A 19,384-nucleotide genomic window follows, 5' to 3' on the forward strand; every position below is an offset into this window, starting at 1 on the left:
AAAATAGTGTGTTGATATTTTTCAATTTCTTGTGTAATATTTTAATGTTTAATTTTATAAAAATATTTTGTTTTAATGTTTTAGCTAAGGAATCTTTCATGCAAAACACACAACAACTAAAACTTCTAGCCGTCATTGGTAATCCCATCAAGCATTCATTATCACCACTTATGCATAATTATGCATTGCAAAAGTTAGGGCTAAACTCATTTTATACGCGCTTTTGTCTTCCACAAGATATAGATTCTAGCGATTTGGCTGATTTTATTCTATCGAGTGATTTAGCAGGTGTGAATGTTACTCTGCCTTTTAAAGAGACATGTTTTAGGGCATTAGATAGCATTCAAGGTATTGCAAATGAGATTTGTGCAGTCAATACAATTGTGCGTAAAGACAATAAATTAATAGGATATAATACTGATGCAGAAGGGTTTTATTATGCGATAAAAAGTCATAATCCAAAGCATGTTTTATTGCTTGGTGCAGGTGGCAGTGCAAGAAGTATCGCAACCATTTTATCTAAAAATCATATCAAGCTTACAATCGCTAATCGCAGCACAGAGAAACTCGCATATTTTAGCCAATTTGGCGAAGCTCTAAGTTTTGCTGATTTAGGGGGCAAGACAGAGTGCTATGATATTATAGTGAATGCAACAAGTGCTAGTGTGAAGGGTGTGTTGCCCATGCAAGAAGAGATTCTAATTCCCTTATTACAGCAAAGCAAACTTGCCTATGATTTAATGTATCAAGCTAATGATACGCCATTTTGTGCTTTAGCAAAGCGTTATACACAAGCCCTAGATGGTAAAGCAATGCTTGTGTATCAAGGTGCTCTTGCCCTAATGTATTTTCATGATATGGAGATACAGGACATGCAATTTATGTATATAGCAAAGCTTATGGCGGAAGCCTTGAAAGTGAGTTTATAATAGAGCCTAAATGAAAATCTTTACTTTTTATATTGATAGGACTAAGAGAGATAAAAATAAATATCCATGAAATATACAATATTTATATTAAAACGCTACAATGTAGCACCGCTTTATTTTGAGTAAGCATGCGGTTGTAATTTATGTTAATTTAAGGAGCATATTATGGGACAATATATTGAGTTAAATCAAAGTAATTTTTCAGAAGTAACACAAAATGGCATTTCTCTTGTGGATTTTTGGGCGCCTTGGTGTGGTCCATGCCGTATGTTAGCACCAGTTATTGATGAATTAGCAGCAGATTTTGCTGGTCGTGCAAATATTTGTAAAGTCAATACAGATGAAGAGGAAGCGTTGAGCGCACAATTTGGAATCCGCAGCATTCCAACCATTATATTTATGAAAAATGGCGAGATAGTAGATCAAGTCATTGGTGCTACTACAAAGGCAGTCCTTGCGGATAAACTTAACGCTTTGTTGTAATATCGTAACATACAGGAAGATTCCATGATAGATTTAGCAATCATTGGTGGCGGTCCTGCGGGACTATCCGCAGGTCTGTATGCCACACGAGGTGGTATAAAAGATGTGGTGCTATATGAAAAGGGAATGCCGGGCGGACAGATTACGGGTAGCAGTGAGATTGAAAACTATCCGGGTGTGAGAGAGATAAAGTCGGGGCTTGACTTTATGGAGCCATGGCAGGAGCAATGCTTTCGTTTCGGTTTGAAACATGCGATGTCGGAAGTCATACGCGTTGAAAAGCATGGCGATATTTTTCATATTATCCATAATCAAGGTAAAGGTGAAGAGACACAGGAAGCAAGAAGTGTGATTATCACAACAGGTGGTCGCCCCAAAAAGTCAAATATTAAAGGCGAGCAAGAGTTTTGGGGTAAGGGCGTTAGCACATGTGCTACTTGCGATGCGTTTTTTTATAAGAAACGAGAAGTTGCTGTGCTTGGTGGTGGAGATACCGCATTAGAAGAAGCGATATATCTTACAAAGTTTGCTTCAAAAGTGCATCTTATCCATAGAAGAGATGGCTTTAGAGCCGCACCAGTAACGGTCCAACATGCAAAAAGCAATGAGTTAATAAATTTCCTAACCCCCTATGTCGTTACAGAAATTTGTGGCGATGAAAATGGTGTAAGCGGTCTAACGATTAGGAATCTTAATACAAACAAAGAAGAAAGACTAGAAGTGCCGGTCATATTTGAGTTTGTTGGCTATGAAGTGAATAATCAAATATTACAACAGAGAGATGGCTCATTTCTTTGCGAAGTGGATTCTTATGGTTCTGTGATAGTGGATCTAAAAATGCACACAAATGTGGCAGGTCTATTTGCCGCAGGTGATATACGCATAGATGCACCAAAGCAGGTTGTATGTGCTGCTGGAGATGGCGCACAAGCTGCACTTGAAGCTATTGCATATTTAGAGCAAAAACATTAAAAGCACAAAATATTAAAAGGCAAAAATATTAAAAAGGTAGGCTATGCTAGAAATTGGTATTTTTGGGGCAACAGGTAGAGTAGGTAAATTATTAATTGATGAGATTCTAGAATCTAAAAAAGCTAGTCTAGCAAGTGTGTATGTGCGGAATGAATTGCAATATAACATTCCATCAAATACGCTTGTTACAAACAGTATGGCTGATTTTTTAGAATCAAGTCAAGCCGTCATTGATTTTTCAAGCGCAGAGGCAACTAAGAATCTGCTAGAGTATGCAAAGACACACCCCACACCACTTGTGATCGGCACAACGGGTTTGCAACCATCGCACATTGAGCTTTTAAATGAATGTAGCAAAGCTATGCCTATTCTATATGCGACAAATATGAGTGAGGGTGTGGCTATGCTAAATAAGCTTGTTGCTCTGCTTAGCGCACAACTTCGCAACTATGATATTGAAATCACAGAAATTCATCATCGCTATAAAAAGGACGCGCCATCAGGCACAGCTCTAACTCTCGCGCAAACTGCAGCAAGTGCTAGAAACCTAGATGAAAACGCCCTTAAGTTTGGTAGGGAAGGCATAGCATTGCGTAATAAAGATGAAATCGGTGTGCTAAGTCTTCGTGGTGGCGATGTTGTCGGTCGGCATGTCGTTGGATTCTATGCTGATGGTGAGTATATCGAGCTAACGCATAATGCAACTTCAAGGGCTACCTTTGCAAAAGGTGCTTTGTATGCAGCCCTTTGGCTTGCGAAGCAGCAAAATGGGCTTTATAGTATGCAAGATATTTTTGAGTTTTAATACGGAGTGATTATGCAGATAAAAGATTCTCATACTATAAATGGTATCACATACTTTACCCCCCCCCCCCCATTATATCAAGCACACTAGACACAGACATTAGCGATACTTCTAAATCTAGCTTAAATACAGAATCTAATGCAAACTTTCACTTCCCAAGTGAAGGTATGGATATGCTATATCTAGCTGAAAATAAGCATTTTTGGCATATTGCAAGGCGAGAGTTTATCTATCAAGAGATAAGCCGTATTTTAGCCTCTTTATATCCGCAAGATAATGGCAAAAGCACAAAGATTCTAGATTTGGGTGCTGGGACAGGGAGTGTTACAAGGCATTTTTTATCGCAAGGTTTTAATAATATTGCATTAGGTGAAATCCACCCGCAAGGCTTAGAATACGCTAAAACCTATGGTATAAAAGACTTGTATTGTATGGATTTACTTGATGTGCCTTTTGCAGATGAGTTTGACTGCATTTTTGCCTTTGATGTGTTAGAACACATTGATGATGATTTAGTAGCGTTAAAAAATATGAAAAGTATGCTAAAAAATAATACAAAAAGCCTTTTAGCCTTAAGTGTCCCAGCACATAAATGGCTGTGGAATGCCCACGATGTGAGCGTGCATCATAAGCGACGATATACTAAAAATGAGCTTGTCGCTATTATGCAGCAAAGTGGCTTTGACATTGTATGTGCGAAGTATTTTTTCATTTCTATTACGCCATTACTTTGGGTTAGGGCATTGCTGCATTCTGCACCATATCCAACGCAAGATTCTCATATTGCAAAATCTCAAGCAAGTCAGCAAAATAACACATTAGATTCTCATACAGAATCTAGCGAAAAATCTAGCACAAACACAGAATCTGTGGCGGAATCTCACAAAGAAGAATTACGCGATACGCCACCGCCCGCACTTATCAATAAAGCATTACTAGGAATCTGTCGGCTAGAAAATAAGATTCAGCACTATCTCCCACAAAATCTTAGCGCCCCATTTGGTGGCTCACTGCTTGTAGTGGGGAGAAGTATAATTTAATGTGGGTTAAAATAATAATTTAATATTTTTTAACCCTAAAAGCAGTAACATTACTTATCATAAAAAGTTAAAGACATAAAAAGCAAATTTGTATGATTTTATGAATGATTTCAAAATATTTATAGAGTTAAAATTTATTTTGTAAATACATGTTGAGTATTGCTTTTGTGCTATGTGTTGTATGCAATTTTAACATAGATAAATTCTCATTTTTTCAGTATAATTCAAACTTTTTATATCACTTATTTGGTTATTATATGTTTAAGATTCAAAGTGCTATTTATGAGACTTTTATAAAAGAAGCCCCCGAGTATATACAATGCAGTTTGCAAGATTTAATCGCTTGTGATATTTTGCAAACACAAATCAAATCGGCTATAAGCACAAATCACACAAACAAAGATAATAGCTATATCCAATTGCTACTTAATCTTTCAAAAGATTCTAATATTTGTCATACTGAGTCTTTAGGCGAAGTATCTAAAAATCTAGAATCTACAAAAGATTCTAAAAAAGATATTTCGACTTTGTCTCAAAATGGCAAGATTCTAGATTCTAAAATAACGCACCCTAAACCCTGCACCCACCCAGATTTGGTAGAGAATCTAGAATCTAGTAAGTCTCCAAAACATTTAACAGAAATCCTAACTCATGTAAAGACTTCATCTCTCAATCAAACTCTCACAAATCACACGAAAAATAAAAATACACCACAAATTTTAATTTGTTCTAGCGAAGAGATTCTATTAGCAAAAGAAGCCCTTTGTGCTATCTTCAATCTAGCTTCCATGCAAAAAACAAAAAAGGAAGTAAAAGAAAGCGCACTGCCAATTGTATTGCCAGATATTAGACTTAGCCCATTTGATAGCACACAAAGTTTTTATGAAGAGTTTCATGAACTTTTTGCAAAGCTTGCCCTATGGTATGAGAATGATTGCAAACAGATTCTAATAAGCCCACCACATACACTCATGGCATTCATGCCAAGCAAAGAGTTATTACACAGCTTCTGTGTGCAGAAAAATGAAAATATCGTTGTGAAAGATTTTATAGCCACACTCATTCATTATGGCTATGAGCATGTAGAAATTGTTGAGATGCAGGGCGAGTTTTCACATCGCGGAGACATAATTGATATTTTTATCCCTAGCTTTGAATTTCCAGTAAGAATAAGCCTCTTTGACACAGAGATTGAAGAGATTAATTTTTTCAATCATGAGACACAATTAAGTCAAAATGAAATGATAGAGAATCTAAAGATATACCCCGCTATCTTTAGTCTCGATGAATCCCAGCACACACTCTTAGAATCTCGTATAAAAGAGTTAGATAATACGCTAGAGTGTAGTATAAACTCACTTGGATTCTGGTTTTTAAAGGACATTGGCGGACTTGATTTTTTGAAAACTTATAGCCATGTTTTTACACCAAAGGCATTAAGCGAGTATCTTTTAAACCTTGAGTTTGTCATGCCAGAAGTATTGCCACAAACTAACACAGAGTTTTATGTTTTAAAAGATTCTATAAATTTTAGAGACCTTGAGCCACTAAAGCTATCACAAATACATAATACACTAAAGCTAAATAGCAATAAAGATATAACAATCCTTAGTCCCACAAACGCTATGCTAAAAAGCTATAATCTAGAATCTTTATCTATAAAAACAAAGCAAATAATCACCCCCTTTTATCTTAATATCACTTCTAATGAAAAGCTATTTTTAAGCCTACAAAAACCACAAATCGTGCGTAAAAGAAAGGTAAGACTAGAGCTAGACGCACTAAAAGTTGGCGCTTATGTCGTGCATAGTGAATATGGCATTGGAATCTTTGAAGCTATAAAGCAAGTAAGCATTATGGGCGGCTTGAAAGACTTCATAAGCATTATTTATGCTAATGATGATAGACTGCTTTTGCCTGTTGAAAATCTCAATATGATAGAGCAGTATAGTGCTTATGATTCAGTGGTAAGGATAGATAAGCTTGGGAAATCAAGCTTTTTGAGACTAAAAGATTCTATCAAAGAAAAGCTATTTGCTATTGCTAATGAAATTATTAGATTACAAGCGCAAAGAACTTTAGCTAAAGGCGTAAAAATAGAGCTTGAGACACCAGACCAAATCACCGCATTTAATGCTTTTGAATCTAGCAGGGGCTTTACACTCACACAAGACCAAACCCATGCGATACAAGAGAGTCTTAAAGATTTAAAAAGTGGCATGATTATGGATAGATTGTTAAATGGCGATGTAGGCTTTGGTAAAACAGAGGTTGCTATGAGTCTTTGCTTTGCTAGTGCATTGAATGATTTTAATAGCATTGTGCTAGTGCCTACAACCTTGCTTTGCAATCAGCATTTTGAAAGCTTTAAAGAAAGACTGCATAATACAAAATTGCCTAATGGTAAGATTCTATACATTACAAAAATAGATAGATTCACAACCGGAGCACAAAAAAGGGCTATACAAGAAAATTTTAAAGATAATATACAGATTATAATCGGTACACATTCACTTTTTAACCTTGAGATAGAGAATCTTGGGCTAATGGTGATTGATGAAGAGCATAAATTTGGCGTAAAACAAAAAGAGCTTTTAAAGCAAAAAAGCCTTACAACACATATTCTATCCATGTCTGCAACCCCAATCCCTCGCACACTTAACATGGCTTATTCTAAACTAAAATCAATCAGTGAGCTAAAAACACCACCATTTTTTAAACAAGAGAGTAAAACTTTTGTAAAAGTAAAGCAAGATTCTCTCATAAAAGAAGTGATTTTGCGAGAGTTAAGAAGAGGGGGACAAATCTTTTATATCTTTAATAACATAGCAAAGATTAGCACAATACAAAGCTATTTGCATGATTTATTACCACAGCTTAGAATCTTAGTATTGCATTCTCAAATAAATCCAAAGGACACAGAAAAAGGTATGCTTGCGTTCTTAAAAAAAGAGTATGATTTACTGCTTTGCACCTCCATTGTAGAATCTGGCATTCATCTCCCAAATGCAAATACGATTATAATCGATGATGCACATAATTTTGGCATAGCAGACTTGCATCAATTAAGAGGCAGGGTAGGCAGGGGCAAGCATGTTGGCTTTTGCTATCTTTTAACAAGCGAGAATATCACGCAAGATGCAGCAAAAAGGCTACTCTCTTTAGAGAAAAACTCATATCTTGGAAGTGGGGCAGCCCTTGCATATCATGACTTAGAGATTAGAGGCGGTGGGAACTTGCTTGGCGAGGCACAAAGCGGACATATTAAGCAAGTAGGCTTTGGTATGTATGTGCGTATGCTAGAAGATACCTTGCAAAGCCTTTTGCAAAACGAGCAGCAAGAACAAAAGGTAGATATTAAGCTATCAGTTTCTGCGTTTTTAAAGGAGAGTTTAGTCTCAAGTGAGCGTATGCGACTTGATTTATATCGGCGTTTATCACAGGTTAAAAGTGAATTTGAAGTGCGTGAGATTGAGGGCGAAATAGAGCAGAGATTTGGCAAGCTTGATATATATAGTTTGCAGTTTTTAGAGATTATTATTATTAAAACACTCGCTTTGCAGCTTGGCATTAAAGCCATTAGCAACGCAGGATATAATATAAGTCTTATAGGACATGATGATACAAGAATCACACTTCAATCCCCAACAAAAGATGATGATGATATTTTAAATACGATTAAAACAAAACTAAAAGAACTTATAGGAATGTTGAAGAAATAGAGTGATTGTAATATATAATGGATTGTAAAATTATCCCCAATGCTTCAGAGATTCTAAATAGCTTTCAGTTAGAATTGGTAAGTAAAATATAGAATCTAATCTAGCAAACATTGTAAAGCAAATAGTTGCAAAATTCATTTACCGCAAGACTAAAACACACATTTTAAAATAAATACTCTAAGATTTAAACCCTTATGTATCAAGCAAGATTACACGCTATTTACTTCTTCGCGAGTCATTCTTGTTGTAAGATTCCATACTTTTTTACAATAAACTTTTATATTTTGATCTTACATTAACTCTTACTAGAGCGGGTCATAACGCTATCAATTAAGCCATATTTTTGTGCTTCATCTGCACTCATATAAAAATCTCTTTCACAATCTTGTGTGATTTTTTTCACACTTTGACCTGTGTTTGCGGCTAGAATATCATTAATGATAGTTTTTAGTCTTAGAATCTCTTTTGCCTGTATCTCAATATCTGTTGCCTGTCCTCTAGCCCCACCCAAAGGCTGGTGTATCATAATCCTTGCGTGTGGCAGGGCGTAGCGTTTGCCTTTTGTGCCACAGCTTAACAGAAATGCACCCATAGATGCTGCCTGTCCAACGCATATAGTGCAAATATCTGGCTTGATATAGTTCATCGTATCATAAATGCTAAATCCACTTGTAACGCTACCACCGGGTGAGTTAATATACAAAAACACATCTTTTTGCGGATCTTCTGCCTCTAAAAAAAGCAGCTGGGCTACAATCGAGCTTGATACAGAATCATCAATTTCACCGCTTAACATAATGATTCTATCTTTTAATAAACGAGAATAAATATCATAGCTTCTCTCTCCCCTACCTGTCTTTTCAATAACATAAGGAATGTAATTCATATCTTTACCTCTCTTTAGATTCTAAATAAAGTCGTTATTATAGTTAAAAACACACTAAATCAAACAATTAAGCTTTTAGCTCTTTAAAACTCTCATTTGCTTTTTCAATCACTTCATCGATAATTGCTTCATTAAAAGGCTTACACATAAAGCTTGTTTCAAATTGAGATGGTGCAAAATTTACACCTTTTTCAAGCATTTTTGCATGGAATCTTGCATAAAACTCTGTATCAGATTTTGCCGCACTATCCCAATCTATCACTTCATTTTCTGCGAAAAAGAAGCCCATCATACTGCCTCTAACACAAGTTTGCAGGGCAATATCATATTTTTTTGCAGCAGATTCTAAGCCTTTTGCCAATCTATTTGCTAGAGATTCTAATCTCTCATAAAGCCCTTTATCTTGTTTAATGATGGCTAGTGTAGCAAGTCCAGCACTAACAGCGATTGGATTCCCACTTAGTGTGCCCGCTTGATACACGCCGCCAATGGGTGAAAGCATATCCATAATATCAGCCCTACCGCCAAATGCAGCAAGTGGCATACCACCACCTATAACCTTACCATAAGTGCTTAAATCTCCCCTCACGCCATAAAACGCATAAGACCCTTGCAAACTTGCCCGAAATCCACTCATCACTTCATCAATGATTAGCACAATATTCTCTTTATCACAAAGATCTCGCAAACCTTGTAAAAATTCCTTCGTCGAGGGCACAAGTCCCATATTACCAGCAATAGGCTCTATGATAATGCAGCCTACATTGCCACTTAACTTTATGCACTCTTTTACAGAATCTAAATCATTATATTTTGCTACAAGCGTATGTTTTGCAATATCTTGTATAACGCCTTTTGAGCTAGTCTCGCCAAAGGTTGCAAGCCCACTCCCACTTTTTACCAAAAGACTATCACTATGCCCATGATAGCAGCCCTCAAACTTGATAATATCATCTCTCCCGCTAAATGCCCTGGCAAGTCGCAAGGCACTCATAGTAGCCTCTGTTCCGCTATTTACAAAGCGGATTTTCTCCACACCCTCACATACACTTATGATTTCTTTCGCTAGATTTGTCTCTAGCTCCGTTGGTGCGCCATAGCTTAAGCCCTTTGCTACCGCTTCTTGCACGGCTTTTACCACGAAACTATCACTATGTCCTAAGATAAGCGGTCCATAGCTTTGCACAAAGTCAATATAGCGGTTATTATCCTCATCAATGATATATGCCCCTTTTCCTTCCTTAATAAATCGCGGTGTGCCACCCACACTGCCAAACGCACGCACAGGGGAATTCACCCCGCCGGGTATAACCTGCTTTGCCTCATTAAACGCATTGATACTATGTAAAATCGTTTGCATATCTTTATCCTTATATTATCTTACCACTTGTGTGAATCTTGTTTATTAGAATGCCCATCTTAAATCAGCCTTTAATCCAAACACTTCACACATATACAAGTGTGATTATAACAAAAATCTAATATTTTTTAATCATTAACATGATTTGCATAATATTTAAACACTAAGAGATGTTGAAAAATTAGATATCTTGCCTACCCAAGATGATAATAAATTGGGTTCTATGTTTACAAATACGCAGTAATTAATAGATAATAAACTCAAGTCCTTGTGGTGTATTATCAATGATTTTCAAGGATTATGATATTCCGACACAAAAGCAAATGTTTTATCAGGATTAGGTTAAACATGTTTCGTTAATGCAACGATTTATTATTGTTTTGTATAAAAGATATTAATATTTTATGTGTTATCGAATCTTTTTTATCCTATTATGCCCTATTTTTAGAATCACACTGCTTTTTGTAGCAAAAATCCCGCGTTTATCAAGCACGATAATATCACTTACACTCTCTGCAAACTCCATGGAAAAATCACCATTTGTGGGGTTTGCTGATGATGAATATAGCCATTTAAAGCCTTGTAGAAAATCATTGTGTAAAGTATCTTTTACCACTCTAAAGCTACTTCCATTTGGCAGTATAAATGAAGTTTTTTTAGCCCTTCTTATCATATTTCGCATAGAAGTGGGTGTGCGATGTGGGATAGAATCTAGCTTTGCTATCTCCTTTAAAAGCGGTTTGTTGAGATTTGCACCCTTTTTTTGATTAATGATTCTAGAATCTTTTGATAATAGTCCTATGGTGGTATCTGTCTGGGCAAGTATTACTGCATTATGTATTGAATCTAGGCTTAAAGGCATAAGATTTATGGGGCATGTTTTAGACATGTTGTATCTTATTGTATCTTAGCAAAGTATGAAAGTAAGTCTAGAAAGTTTGGAAAAGAAGTTTGGATACATTCAGTATCTAGTATCTTACCGCCGCACGTACAAGCAGCGATAGCAAAACTCATGGCAATGCGATGATCACCTTTAGAATCTACCACGCCTTTTTGAAGTGTGCCGCCTATAATATCAAAGCCATCATCATATTCTACACATTGTATCCCAAAGCTTTTTAAGCCTTGTGCGACAACAGAGATTCTATCACTCTCTTTTACGCGTAATTCTGCGGCGTTGCGTATCCTTGAAGTCCCTTTTGCGACACTACAAGCAATGCTTAGGGCGGGTATCTCATCAATTAACCATGCGATATTTTCTGTAATATCCACTGCCTTTAGTTCTGTGCTAGAGATTGTAATATCTGCTATTTTTTCATAGTCATTTTTCTCGTTTTCATAGCGTATTTTTGCACCCATTTTTTCTAGAATCTTAAATGCTTCAATACGCGTTTTATTTATCATTACACGCCTTAGAGTGATTGAAGTCTCTGGCATAATGCACGCAAGCACAGCAAAGAAAAATGCTGATGAAGGATCATTTGGGATTGATACATCAAAGGCTTTTAGCGGCTTATTTTTCATATCAAAAGCACCAAAGGGCGTGATATGTAATTTATCATCTTTTTGTTGTAAATAGGGATTTTTCTGCAGGGCATATAGCATATTTTCTGTATGATCTCTACTTAACTCACATTCACTAAATACTGACTTTTCACTGCCTTGTAATGCGGCTAGTATCAATGCGCTTTTTACTTGAGCTGAAGCGATTTGTGAGTGATATGTGAATCCTTGCAATTTGTTTTTGCTTGGGATAACACAGAGTGGGGCGACTTCTTTTACGCCATCTTTAGTCTTAATTATGCGTGAAGTAATATTTGCCCCGATTGAGCGAAGTGGCTTAAGGATTCTCCCCATTGGACGAGCATGTAAATATATGTCTCCACATAGCACCGCATAGAGATTTGCCCCTGCTAATAAACCTGTGAAAAGTCGCATAGAAGTCCCAGAATTACCACAATATAAAATATCATTTGGGGTTTGTAGCCCCTTTTTTGGTGGGGTGAGTAGCAAGTCCCCATTTTTTTCAAATTTTGCTTTAAGTCCTAGATTCTGTGCGATAGTAAGGCTTCTTTGCGTATCTTCTGCGCGTAAAAAGTGCTTTACTCTGCATGTAGAATCTGCAAAGAGACTAAACATGCAAACACGATGCGATAGGGATTTATCACTTGCTAAAATATCTAAGTCTGCTCGTATTTCTTGCTGTATTGGCGAAATTTCTAGATCCATAATATTCCTTGATAAGACCTACAATTTTGTATAAGTGAAAATAGTATAGTATAGCTTAGCATAGAGACAATAGATTCTAAACACATTATATAAATCATCTTGCCTTTATAATAAGCTAATAGACAACACTAAACAATAGGGCTTAGTGAAGATTTGTAGTTAAAGAGTAGGCTTAGTGTAAAATGCTTGAAAGATTCTATACAAACTACAACATAATCAAATTATTACAGATTACCAGTTTGCATTTGTGCAAGCTTCTTTATCACCTAAATCACATGCTTTCTTGTAATACTCTTGGACTAGTGTTGTATTCTCACTCACGCCTTTTGCATTGCGATACATATAGCCTAGACTAGAACATGCCTTTGCCTCTTTTTCATCACATAGCTTTTTATATGATTCTATAGCCTTTGCATAGTCGCCATCATTATATGCCTTATTTGCCTCATCAAGAGTTGCTGCAAACATAGAAGTAGCACAAAATCCCAACATTGCCATAACACAGATAAATTTACGCATATCAAATCCTTTACAATAAAATAAGTATGAATTGTAATGTAAAATTTCACATTTTTTACTTTTTTTTTACAAGTTTTACATAATATTTTATAGAATCTTTTTATTTTGGCTTTATAAGAGATAACATCGACATAGCATATAATAACAATGCAACATAGAGAAATAAATCTATAATACCATAACGCTGCACGATAGGCTGTGAGAAAAATGGCGATACAAACTGACCAAAACAAGCCGTAGCACTCAAGATTCCAATGGCTTTGCCAATGTGTTCCTTTGGGACGATTGAAAGTAAAAACGAAGAGTTATTAACAATGATTGCTCCGCCACCAATGCCAACTAAAAGTAGCCCAAACACCACCGCATAAATATTATGTAAAAGATAAATGAGTAAAAATCCACTCCCCATACATAAGAATCCAACGATATAAATCCCTTTAACAGACAAAAAGTTGCGTATGCGTGGATAAAAAAGCGATGAGGTGCCATAGGCAAAGGCAGATGCAGAGATACAAAATCCCACAAGCATTTCACTATGTCCTAGATTCTGTGTGATGAGATAGGGAATCTGCGTTGGCGAAGTATAGTAAGCAATCATAATAACAAAGCCAAAGAAATAACAAGGTAGAATAGATATAATCTTAAATTCCTTGCTAGAAGTCTCTACATGTGCGACTTTTTTAAGAGGGCGAGGCTCAAAAAGTGTGGTAGAAACAAAAAGCATTAAAAAGATTCCAAGTCCATACACATAGAATGGATAATGCCAGTCAAAATGGGCTAAAATCCCACCAAGCGACATAAATAATGCACTCCCACAAGCAGTAGCAAAGCCCTGCAATCCAAGGGCTTTTTGCCGCTCTTCCCCTACATAATAATCTGCCACTAAAGCACTTGCAGCTGTCATAACAAATGCGGTTGAAATGCCAAAAAGCGCCCTTGTAAATAAAATCCAATAGATATTATCCCAAAACGCACCAATGACACCGCTCACACTCCATAAAAACATAGAAGCAATAAGGAATTTTAACCTGCCAAACTTATCGATTAAAACCCCACTTAAAGGTGAAAATAGCATGATAAACAAAGCAGGTAAAGTAAGCACAAGTTTTGAAAGTGTCTCAATATGTGGAATATATGCGAAGTGATTCTCAATAGCAGGTATTGAAGTAGCAATAATAGTCCCACCAAGCACCGTCATAGATGTGCTTGAAAAGAGGGCAAACATAAAAGTTGGACGATGTGTAATGGTGTATAATTTCTGTTCAAGTCTATTTTGTGGAATCTCTGGCATATAAACTCCAAATCCTTAAATCTTTAAGCTATATTGAGATGGCTATTTGTAATACCTTGTATTTAGAATCTAAGCATGGTTAAAGCACATAATACTATGCAGCTTTGGTGCTATCTGTAAATTGCTGCTCTTGCTTTAATACTAAACGCTTGATATTCTCCCAATGTGTATTTATAATGATAATTCCAATTAAGACAACCGGGACATGTGTGCCAATTTGTGCGTTGATATTAATAGATTCTGGCAGACTAAATATATTTGGTATAACAAAGGTTAAAACAATACCGCTTAAGACCCCAAGTAATGATGAAAGCGAAGAGATTTTAAACACCTTACCAACAATCCCCCATACAATAAGCCCACAAACCCCCTCAACTGGAATTAAAAGCAAAACGCTACCGATAGCAGTGGCGACACCTTTTCCACCATTAAAGCCCAAAAATGGACTATAACAATGCCCTAGTATCGCAAGAATAGCAATGGCATATTGTGTCTCAAAGCTTAAACCCATAAGCTTTGCGATAAGCACGACAAACAGCCCTTTAAACGCATCAAGCAATAAGGTAAGCAGTGAGAAAAACTTTGCTTTTTGCGGAGAGATCGCAGCAAACGCACGATATACATTTGTAGCCCCTGTGCTTTTTGAGCCTATTTCTAAAATATTTTGCTTTGCAAAAATCTTTACTAGCAATGCACCAAAAGGAATGCTACCGATGAGATAAGCACATATATATAATAAAATATTTGGATTTGTATCCATTAAAATGCCTTTATGTAGAATCTAGCTAAGGATTATAGCCTATTTTTGTAGATTTCATCGCTTTGTGCGTCAATGGCGTGTAAATTATGCAAGATTTACAGGGATAATACCCCGAATGGAATTGATACAATAAATCTCACTTGCTTCATATAAATCCTTTTTATATAGAATCTTTTCAGTGCATATACCACATTTTATAAGAGTATTACGCAGTGTCCCAGCAAGGATTCCTAAACTTTGTGGTGGTGTGTAATATTTACCATTTTTAGCAATTATAATATTGCTTCTTGAGCCTTCAAGTATCTTGCTATCCCTATCTATGTAGATATAATCAAAGCATTCATTTTTAGCAATGCTTATCGTAGCGTCTTTGAAATGCTCTCTTTTTGTAGTCTTATGATAGCTTAGTGGCGTTATAGTATCAAGTGTGGCTAATCTTACTTTAGTATTGTTTATGGGTTGTAATGCTTGAATGCTACATGTAAGATTCCCTTCTTTTGTTAAGAGTAGGCGGCAAAGTGAGAAGTCGTTTGCGATAAAATCATTATTTCCTATTTGCAGTAACTCTTGTAGCGTATGTATAGAATCCCATAAATACAGAATGGCATTTGTATTATCGTTATAAAGTGTAGAATCTGGCGTGGTTTTATTGTGTTGAGTGTAATAACTAAGAGATTCTAATCTCATAATATGATATTGCATGTCTCTGTTTGGCAAACTAGATTTGGCTAAAATCTCTAAAGATTCTAATATGTTTAAATCTTTATGGGTATGTGGTGTATTTATGTCTAAGTGTTTCAAAGCAGATTCTATGGCTGTATAGTTAAAGCCCAATGCTTTTGCACTACTATAAAGCCTATATAAATGAGAATACAAAAGAAATACAGAATCTTTGTGTAGTAGTATTGTTTCAATCAAAGAAAAATCCATAATGTTTTGTTCCTAGTGATGAGATCTATAATTTTCTAGAATCTTATTTAAAAAGGTTTAAAAGAGAGGTGATATGGATTCATATTGTTGTGTGCGTGTAAGACTTGTGAAACTCTCATTTTTTTAAAGTCATAGAAAATGTGAAATAGCACTCGGGATTCTAATAAATCTACACTCTAGCCACCAAATCCCTAAATTCAGCAAAAAGCTTACTTGCTTCGCGTGGTCCCGGACTTGATTCTGGGTGGTGCTGGACTGAAAAGATTGGTGAATCTTTATAACAAACCCCTTCAATCGTATTATCAAATAGATTTCTATGTGTGATAGTAGCGACTTCCATTATAGATTCTGGCACATTGTAGTTGTGATTTTGTGCGGTGATTTCAAGTGTGTTTGTCTGCATGTTTTTCACCGGGTGGTTGCCACCATGCTGTCCAAACTTAAGCTTATAGGTAGTATATCCATGCGCGTTACTTAAAAGCTGATGTCCTAGACAGATTCCAAAGATTGGAATCTTTTCTTTAATAAATAGTTTGATCTTTTCAATCTGGTCTTGCAATAACACAGGATCTCCCGGACCATTACTTAAAAAAATACCGCTAATCTCTTTTTGCTTGTATCTCTCTATTAAAGTTTTTGCATCAAAGGTATGCGGCACGACTTCTACGATTAGTCCTACTTGGCTAAGTTCATTTAGGATATTTCGCTTTATACCATAATCGATGGCTATAATTTTTTTCTTTGTCTTATCGTTAATATCAATTTTTGGATATGAAAAGTTAGCAAAATCAAAAGTGCTTTCATCATGTATATAGGATTTTTCTGTGCTAACTTCTGCGACATAATTTATCTCTTCTATCCTTTTAGCCGATAATAAGGCTTTCTGCAAAGATTCTCTATCTTTTAATTCACTTGATGCGATCATCATCATAGCCCCATTATTACGCAACATTTTCACAATGCCCCGCGTATCGACATTACAAATCCCTATAAGATTATTCTCAATGAAAAATGACTGCAAATCCTGCGTAGAGCGAAAATTCGAGCTAATGCTGCTTAGGTTTCTAATAAGCACACCTTTTGCAAAGGGCTTTCTACTCTCCATATCCTGCGGATTACACCCGACAATGCCAATCTCTGGCATACAAAAAACAATAAACTGCCCCGCATAGCTTGGATCACTAATAATCTCTTGATAGCCTATCATAGAGGTATTAAAGACTGCTTCACCAATGGCTGTGCCTTCCTTGCCAAAGCCTTTTGCTTGTAATAAAAGCCCATTCGCAAAATAGAGCCATATATCATGTAGTTTCATCGCTTAAGCCCTTTTATTGAGTTCTTCTTCATAGAGTTTTGCAAAAATCAACTCATACTCTTCACTGCCCGGAATTAACTTTCGTTTATAATTTTTGATTTTTTCGACTGCATTATCATAAGCATGCTCGTGGAAGTCAAAATAGGAATCAATAGATTCTATAACAAAGTTTTTCACAACATTTTCTGGGACATTAAAATCAATATAGCTTTCTTCAAAAAGTGCGTCTAGAATATCATGGGCTAACTGGCTGTAACGCTCTTTATATGAAAGTAGAAAACCCTTTTCTTTTGCAAGCTGCTTTTTTATCATTGCAAATAGCTGCTTTTCATTCACCTCATCTTCTTCGATTGTGTCTTGGTGTGCTTCTAGCAATTCCCTTGCTTTAGATTCGATGGCGTATTCTTGCTGCATATCTTCTTTTATGAGTGTTGTGGTAAGGCGATTAAGATTTGGTAAAGCAGCATTGATTTGGACTAGATTTGAGCGACTTAACTCAAGGATAATGCGTTCTGCTAAGAATTGTGCGTGTTGCGGTTTTAGTTTCATGATTTCCCCTATTTAGAACCATTTGCATTATGTTTTTATTAAAATAAAGATGCTTATTATAACATAAATTTATCAAGGCAATAAGATTTCACAATCATATCTCATTGACAATAAAACCTAGTCGCGGATACTCTTCTAATCGTGGCAATACAATTTCTTTTAGTGCTTGCTGCAGTGGCAGGGCGTGTATGCTGATAGAAAGGGTATAATCTTTAAATTCTAGTGTTATCTTTTTCTCTTTAGCAAGGGCTACACTTAAAGCAAAAATAAAGCTTAGAATCTGCAGGGCATCGTGTTGTGGCAAAAGATTCTCAAGTGTTTGGGTGATGATTTTTGGTCGCTTTTTATGTGAGGATTCTAAAAGTGTGGCAATCGTATAACGCTCTTTATGTCCAAAGCCATAATGCAGGGAATGCAATGCAATATAGGCACTATGTTTATGTGCTTGATAGAAGTTAAAGTTTGCCCCGATATTATAGAGTTTGCTAGCAACACTTAAGGCTTTTAGGTGAGAATCTTCTAGGTCATAAGACTCTTTTAAGAGATTAAAAAGTGTCTTTGCATGTTTGCCAATACTTTTAGAATCATCAAGGCTTGTGAGAAAAATATCTTGCAGGGATCTTACACTTGGGTTAATATCATTTGGAATCTTTCCGTGATGATAACGCAACATATCGCTTAAAAACGCCCCCTCACGCACACCAACACCACTTATAATAAGCTTTTTTGCACTTAATTCCTCTAAAATCACTTGTAAAATAAGCAAACCCGGTCGTATAGAATCTATACGCCCCTCTTCAAAGCCACTCTCTAAAAGCCACTCATTACTCGCATGTATAATCGTCTCTAAATGCTCTAAGATATTTTCTACACAAAACTCATAGCCATGCAGAAAATTAAACGCATAAGATTCTAAATCCATTTCATATTTCGCATACGCGCGAATACTCCCGCCAATCCCAAATACATTGAGATTTTGCATAAAAGATGAACTCAAACAAAAAGCCTTAATATCTTTAATATGCTCTTTTACATACTTTCTTACATACTTATATGCTTCTTGCATGTTATTGTGGTCAAAAAAGAGTTCTTTTAAGCGGATACTCCCTAGATTGAGTGATACCATCGTTTGTATTACACCATTTTCAATACAGGCAAGCTCTGTGCTACCACCGCCAATATCAATGGTAACACCACTTTTTTCATGCAATAGATTTGCACATGCTAATGCACCATAATAGGCTTCTTTTGTGCCGTCTATAACCTTTATAGCAATGCCGCATTCCTTTTTCACTTGTGCTATAAATTCCGCTTTATTTGGTGCATCTCGCAGGGCTGAAGTCGCTACGCATATAAGCTTTCTACTCTTTAAGGAATCACTTACTTTTTTAAACTCTTTTAGTGCGTTTAAAGCCCTTGCCATTGCTTGTGGTTGTAAATAAGAATCATGCTCATAACTGCCTTCAGAAATACGCACTTTTGACTTTAACTCATGGATAAGATGGAATCCGTAGCGACTTGTTTTTTGAAAGATCGCCATTCTTGCCGAGTTTGATCCAATATCTATAATCGTTGTAATTTTTGCCATAGTTAT

Annotated in this window: 17 protein-coding genes; 6 read left to right on the forward strand and 11 right to left on the reverse strand. The window is 36.1% G+C overall.

Features of this window, described 5'->3' with window-relative positions; translation table 11 throughout:
- Positions 1-98 precede the first annotated feature (98 nt).
- From C6H08_RS02020 to C6H08_RS02045, 6 genes are all read left to right on the forward strand, one after another.
- Positions 99-929, forward strand: a complete 831-nt coding sequence (locus tag C6H08_RS02020; RefSeq protein ID WP_034580209.1) for a shikimate dehydrogenase — start codon at positions 99-101, stop codon at positions 927-929.
- Between the two features lie 165 nt (positions 930-1,094).
- Complete coding sequence (gene trxA / locus C6H08_RS02025; protein ID WP_034580208.1) at positions 1,095-1,412, forward strand: thioredoxin; 318 nt, start codon at positions 1,095-1,097, stop codon at positions 1,410-1,412.
- 24 nt (positions 1,413-1,436) lie between these two features.
- Entirely contained in the window at positions 1,437-2,384 is a 948-nt protein-coding gene (trxB, locus tag C6H08_RS02030; protein ID WP_034580207.1) for a thioredoxin-disulfide reductase, read from the forward strand.
- Positions 2,385-2,427: 43 nt separating this feature from the next.
- Positions 2,428-3,189, forward strand: a complete 762-nt coding sequence (gene dapB / locus C6H08_RS02035; protein ID WP_104686082.1) for a 4-hydroxy-tetrahydrodipicolinate reductase — start codon at positions 2,428-2,430, stop codon at positions 3,187-3,189.
- Between the two features lie 173 nt (positions 3,190-3,362).
- Positions 3,363-4,229, forward strand: coding sequence for a class I SAM-dependent methyltransferase (locus C6H08_RS02040; RefSeq protein WP_233708438.1), 867 nt, complete (start codon positions 3,363-3,365; stop codon positions 4,227-4,229).
- Between the two features lie 257 nt (positions 4,230-4,486).
- Positions 4,487-7,951 carry a DEAD/DEAH box helicase gene (locus C6H08_RS02045; protein WP_034565985.1) on the forward strand — a complete coding sequence of 1,155 codons (3,465 nt, stop codon included), beginning with the start codon at positions 4,487-4,489 and terminating at the stop codon, positions 7,949-7,951.
- Between the two features lie 295 nt (positions 7,952-8,246).
- Here C6H08_RS02045 and clpP read toward each other — a convergent pair whose 3' ends face one another.
- From clpP to C6H08_RS02100, 11 genes are all read right to left on the reverse strand, one after another.
- On the reverse strand, positions 8,247-8,837 hold the full coding sequence (gene clpP / locus C6H08_RS02050; protein ID WP_004088873.1) for an ATP-dependent Clp endopeptidase proteolytic subunit ClpP: 591 nt from the start codon (positions 8,835-8,837) through the stop codon (positions 8,247-8,249).
- A 67-nt stretch (positions 8,838-8,904) separates the two neighbouring features.
- Positions 8,905-10,197, reverse strand: coding sequence for a glutamate-1-semialdehyde 2,1-aminomutase (gene hemL, locus C6H08_RS02055; RefSeq protein ID WP_034578975.1), 1,293 nt, complete (start codon positions 10,195-10,197; stop codon positions 8,905-8,907).
- Positions 10,198-10,606: 409 nt separating this feature from the next.
- Positions 10,607-11,086, reverse strand: a complete 480-nt coding sequence (locus tag C6H08_RS02060; protein WP_233708439.1) for a hypothetical protein — start codon at positions 11,084-11,086, stop codon at positions 10,607-10,609.
- A gap of 8 nt (positions 11,087-11,094) precedes the next feature.
- Entirely contained in the window at positions 11,095-12,426 is a 1,332-nt protein-coding gene (aroA, locus tag C6H08_RS02065) for a 3-phosphoshikimate 1-carboxyvinyltransferase (RefSeq protein ID WP_034578978.1), read from the reverse strand.
- Between the two features lie 231 nt (positions 12,427-12,657).
- Positions 12,658-12,945 carry an SEL1-like repeat protein gene (locus tag C6H08_RS02070; protein ID WP_034565610.1) on the reverse strand — a complete coding sequence of 96 codons (288 nt, stop codon included), beginning with the start codon at positions 12,943-12,945 and terminating at the stop codon, positions 12,658-12,660.
- A gap of 100 nt (positions 12,946-13,045) precedes the next feature.
- Positions 13,046-14,236 (reverse strand): MFS transporter, encoded by a 1,191-nt coding sequence (locus tag C6H08_RS02075; RefSeq protein WP_034565609.1) that lies wholly within the window; start codon positions 14,234-14,236, stop codon positions 13,046-13,048.
- 94 nt (positions 14,237-14,330) lie between these two features.
- Positions 14,331-14,996 (reverse strand): glycerol-3-phosphate 1-O-acyltransferase PlsY, encoded by a 666-nt coding sequence (gene plsY, locus C6H08_RS02080; protein WP_034565608.1) that lies wholly within the window; start codon positions 14,994-14,996, stop codon positions 14,331-14,333.
- A gap of 84 nt (positions 14,997-15,080) precedes the next feature.
- On the reverse strand, positions 15,081-15,926 hold the full coding sequence (locus C6H08_RS02085) for an aminotransferase class IV (RefSeq protein WP_034565606.1): 846 nt from the start codon (positions 15,924-15,926) through the stop codon (positions 15,081-15,083).
- A 169-nt stretch (positions 15,927-16,095) separates the two neighbouring features.
- Positions 16,096-17,241, reverse strand: a complete 1,146-nt coding sequence (carA, locus tag C6H08_RS02090) for a glutamine-hydrolyzing carbamoyl-phosphate synthase small subunit (protein ID WP_034565605.1) — start codon at positions 17,239-17,241, stop codon at positions 16,096-16,098.
- A gap of 3 nt (positions 17,242-17,244) precedes the next feature.
- Positions 17,245-17,790, reverse strand: a complete 546-nt coding sequence (locus C6H08_RS02095; protein ID WP_004086899.1) for a DUF507 family protein — start codon at positions 17,788-17,790, stop codon at positions 17,245-17,247.
- Between the two features lie 94 nt (positions 17,791-17,884).
- Positions 17,885-19,378, reverse strand: a complete 1,494-nt coding sequence (locus tag C6H08_RS02100) for a Ppx/GppA phosphatase family protein (RefSeq protein WP_034565604.1) — start codon at positions 19,376-19,378, stop codon at positions 17,885-17,887.
- Between the last annotated feature and the right edge of the window lie 6 nt (positions 19,379-19,384).

Origin of the sequence: Helicobacter bilis (assembly GCF_900198365.1) — a bacterium.
Classification (GTDB): domain Bacteria; phylum Campylobacterota; class Campylobacteria; order Campylobacterales; family Helicobacteraceae; genus Helicobacter_A; species Helicobacter_A bilis_B.

Bases quoted from the DNA above. Each gene is read 5' to 3' on its own strand.
- C6H08_RS02075 (WP_034565609.1), bottom strand. From the start codon at position 14,236: ATGCCAGAGATTCCACAAAATAGACTTGAACAGAAATTATACACCATT.
- C6H08_RS02095 (WP_004086899.1), bottom strand. From the start codon at position 17,790: ATGAAACTAAAACCGCAACACGCACAATTCTTAGCAGAACGCATTATC.
- dapB (WP_104686082.1), top strand. From the start codon at position 2,428: ATGCTAGAAATTGGTATTTTTGGGGCAACAGGTAGAGTAGGTAAATTA.
- C6H08_RS02020 (WP_034580209.1), top strand. From the start codon at position 99: ATGCAAAACACACAACAACTAAAACTTCTAGCCGTCATTGGTAATCCC.
- trxB (WP_034580207.1), top strand. From the start codon at position 1,437: ATGATAGATTTAGCAATCATTGGTGGCGGTCCTGCGGGACTATCCGCA.
- plsY (WP_034565608.1), bottom strand. From the start codon at position 14,996: ATGGATACAAATCCAAATATTTTATTATATATATGTGCTTATCTCATC.
- C6H08_RS02070 (WP_034565610.1), bottom strand. From the start codon at position 12,945: ATGCGTAAATTTATCTGTGTTATGGCAATGTTGGGATTTTGTGCTACT.
- C6H08_RS02060 (WP_233708439.1), bottom strand. From the start codon at position 11,086: ATGTCTAAAACATGCCCCATAAATCTTATGCCTTTAAGCCTAGATTCA.
- C6H08_RS02085 (WP_034565606.1), bottom strand. From the start codon at position 15,926: ATGGATTTTTCTTTGATTGAAACAATACTACTACACAAAGATTCTGTA.
- carA (WP_034565605.1), bottom strand. From the start codon at position 17,241: ATGAAACTACATGATATATGGCTCTATTTTGCGAATGGGCTTTTATTA.
- C6H08_RS02045 (WP_034565985.1), top strand. From the start codon at position 4,487: ATGTTTAAGATTCAAAGTGCTATTTATGAGACTTTTATAAAAGAAGCC.
- trxA (WP_034580208.1), top strand. From the start codon at position 1,095: ATGGGACAATATATTGAGTTAAATCAAAGTAATTTTTCAGAAGTAACA.
- C6H08_RS02100 (WP_034565604.1), bottom strand. From the start codon at position 19,378: ATGGCAAAAATTACAACGATTATAGATATTGGATCAAACTCGGCAAGA.
- clpP (WP_004088873.1), bottom strand. From the start codon at position 8,837: ATGAATTACATTCCTTATGTTATTGAAAAGACAGGTAGGGGAGAGAGA.
- C6H08_RS02040 (WP_233708438.1), top strand. From the start codon at position 3,363: ATGCTATATCTAGCTGAAAATAAGCATTTTTGGCATATTGCAAGGCGA.
- hemL (WP_034578975.1), bottom strand. From the start codon at position 10,197: ATGCAAACGATTTTACATAGTATCAATGCGTTTAATGAGGCAAAGCAG.
- aroA (WP_034578978.1), bottom strand. From the start codon at position 12,426: ATGGATCTAGAAATTTCGCCAATACAGCAAGAAATACGAGCAGACTTA.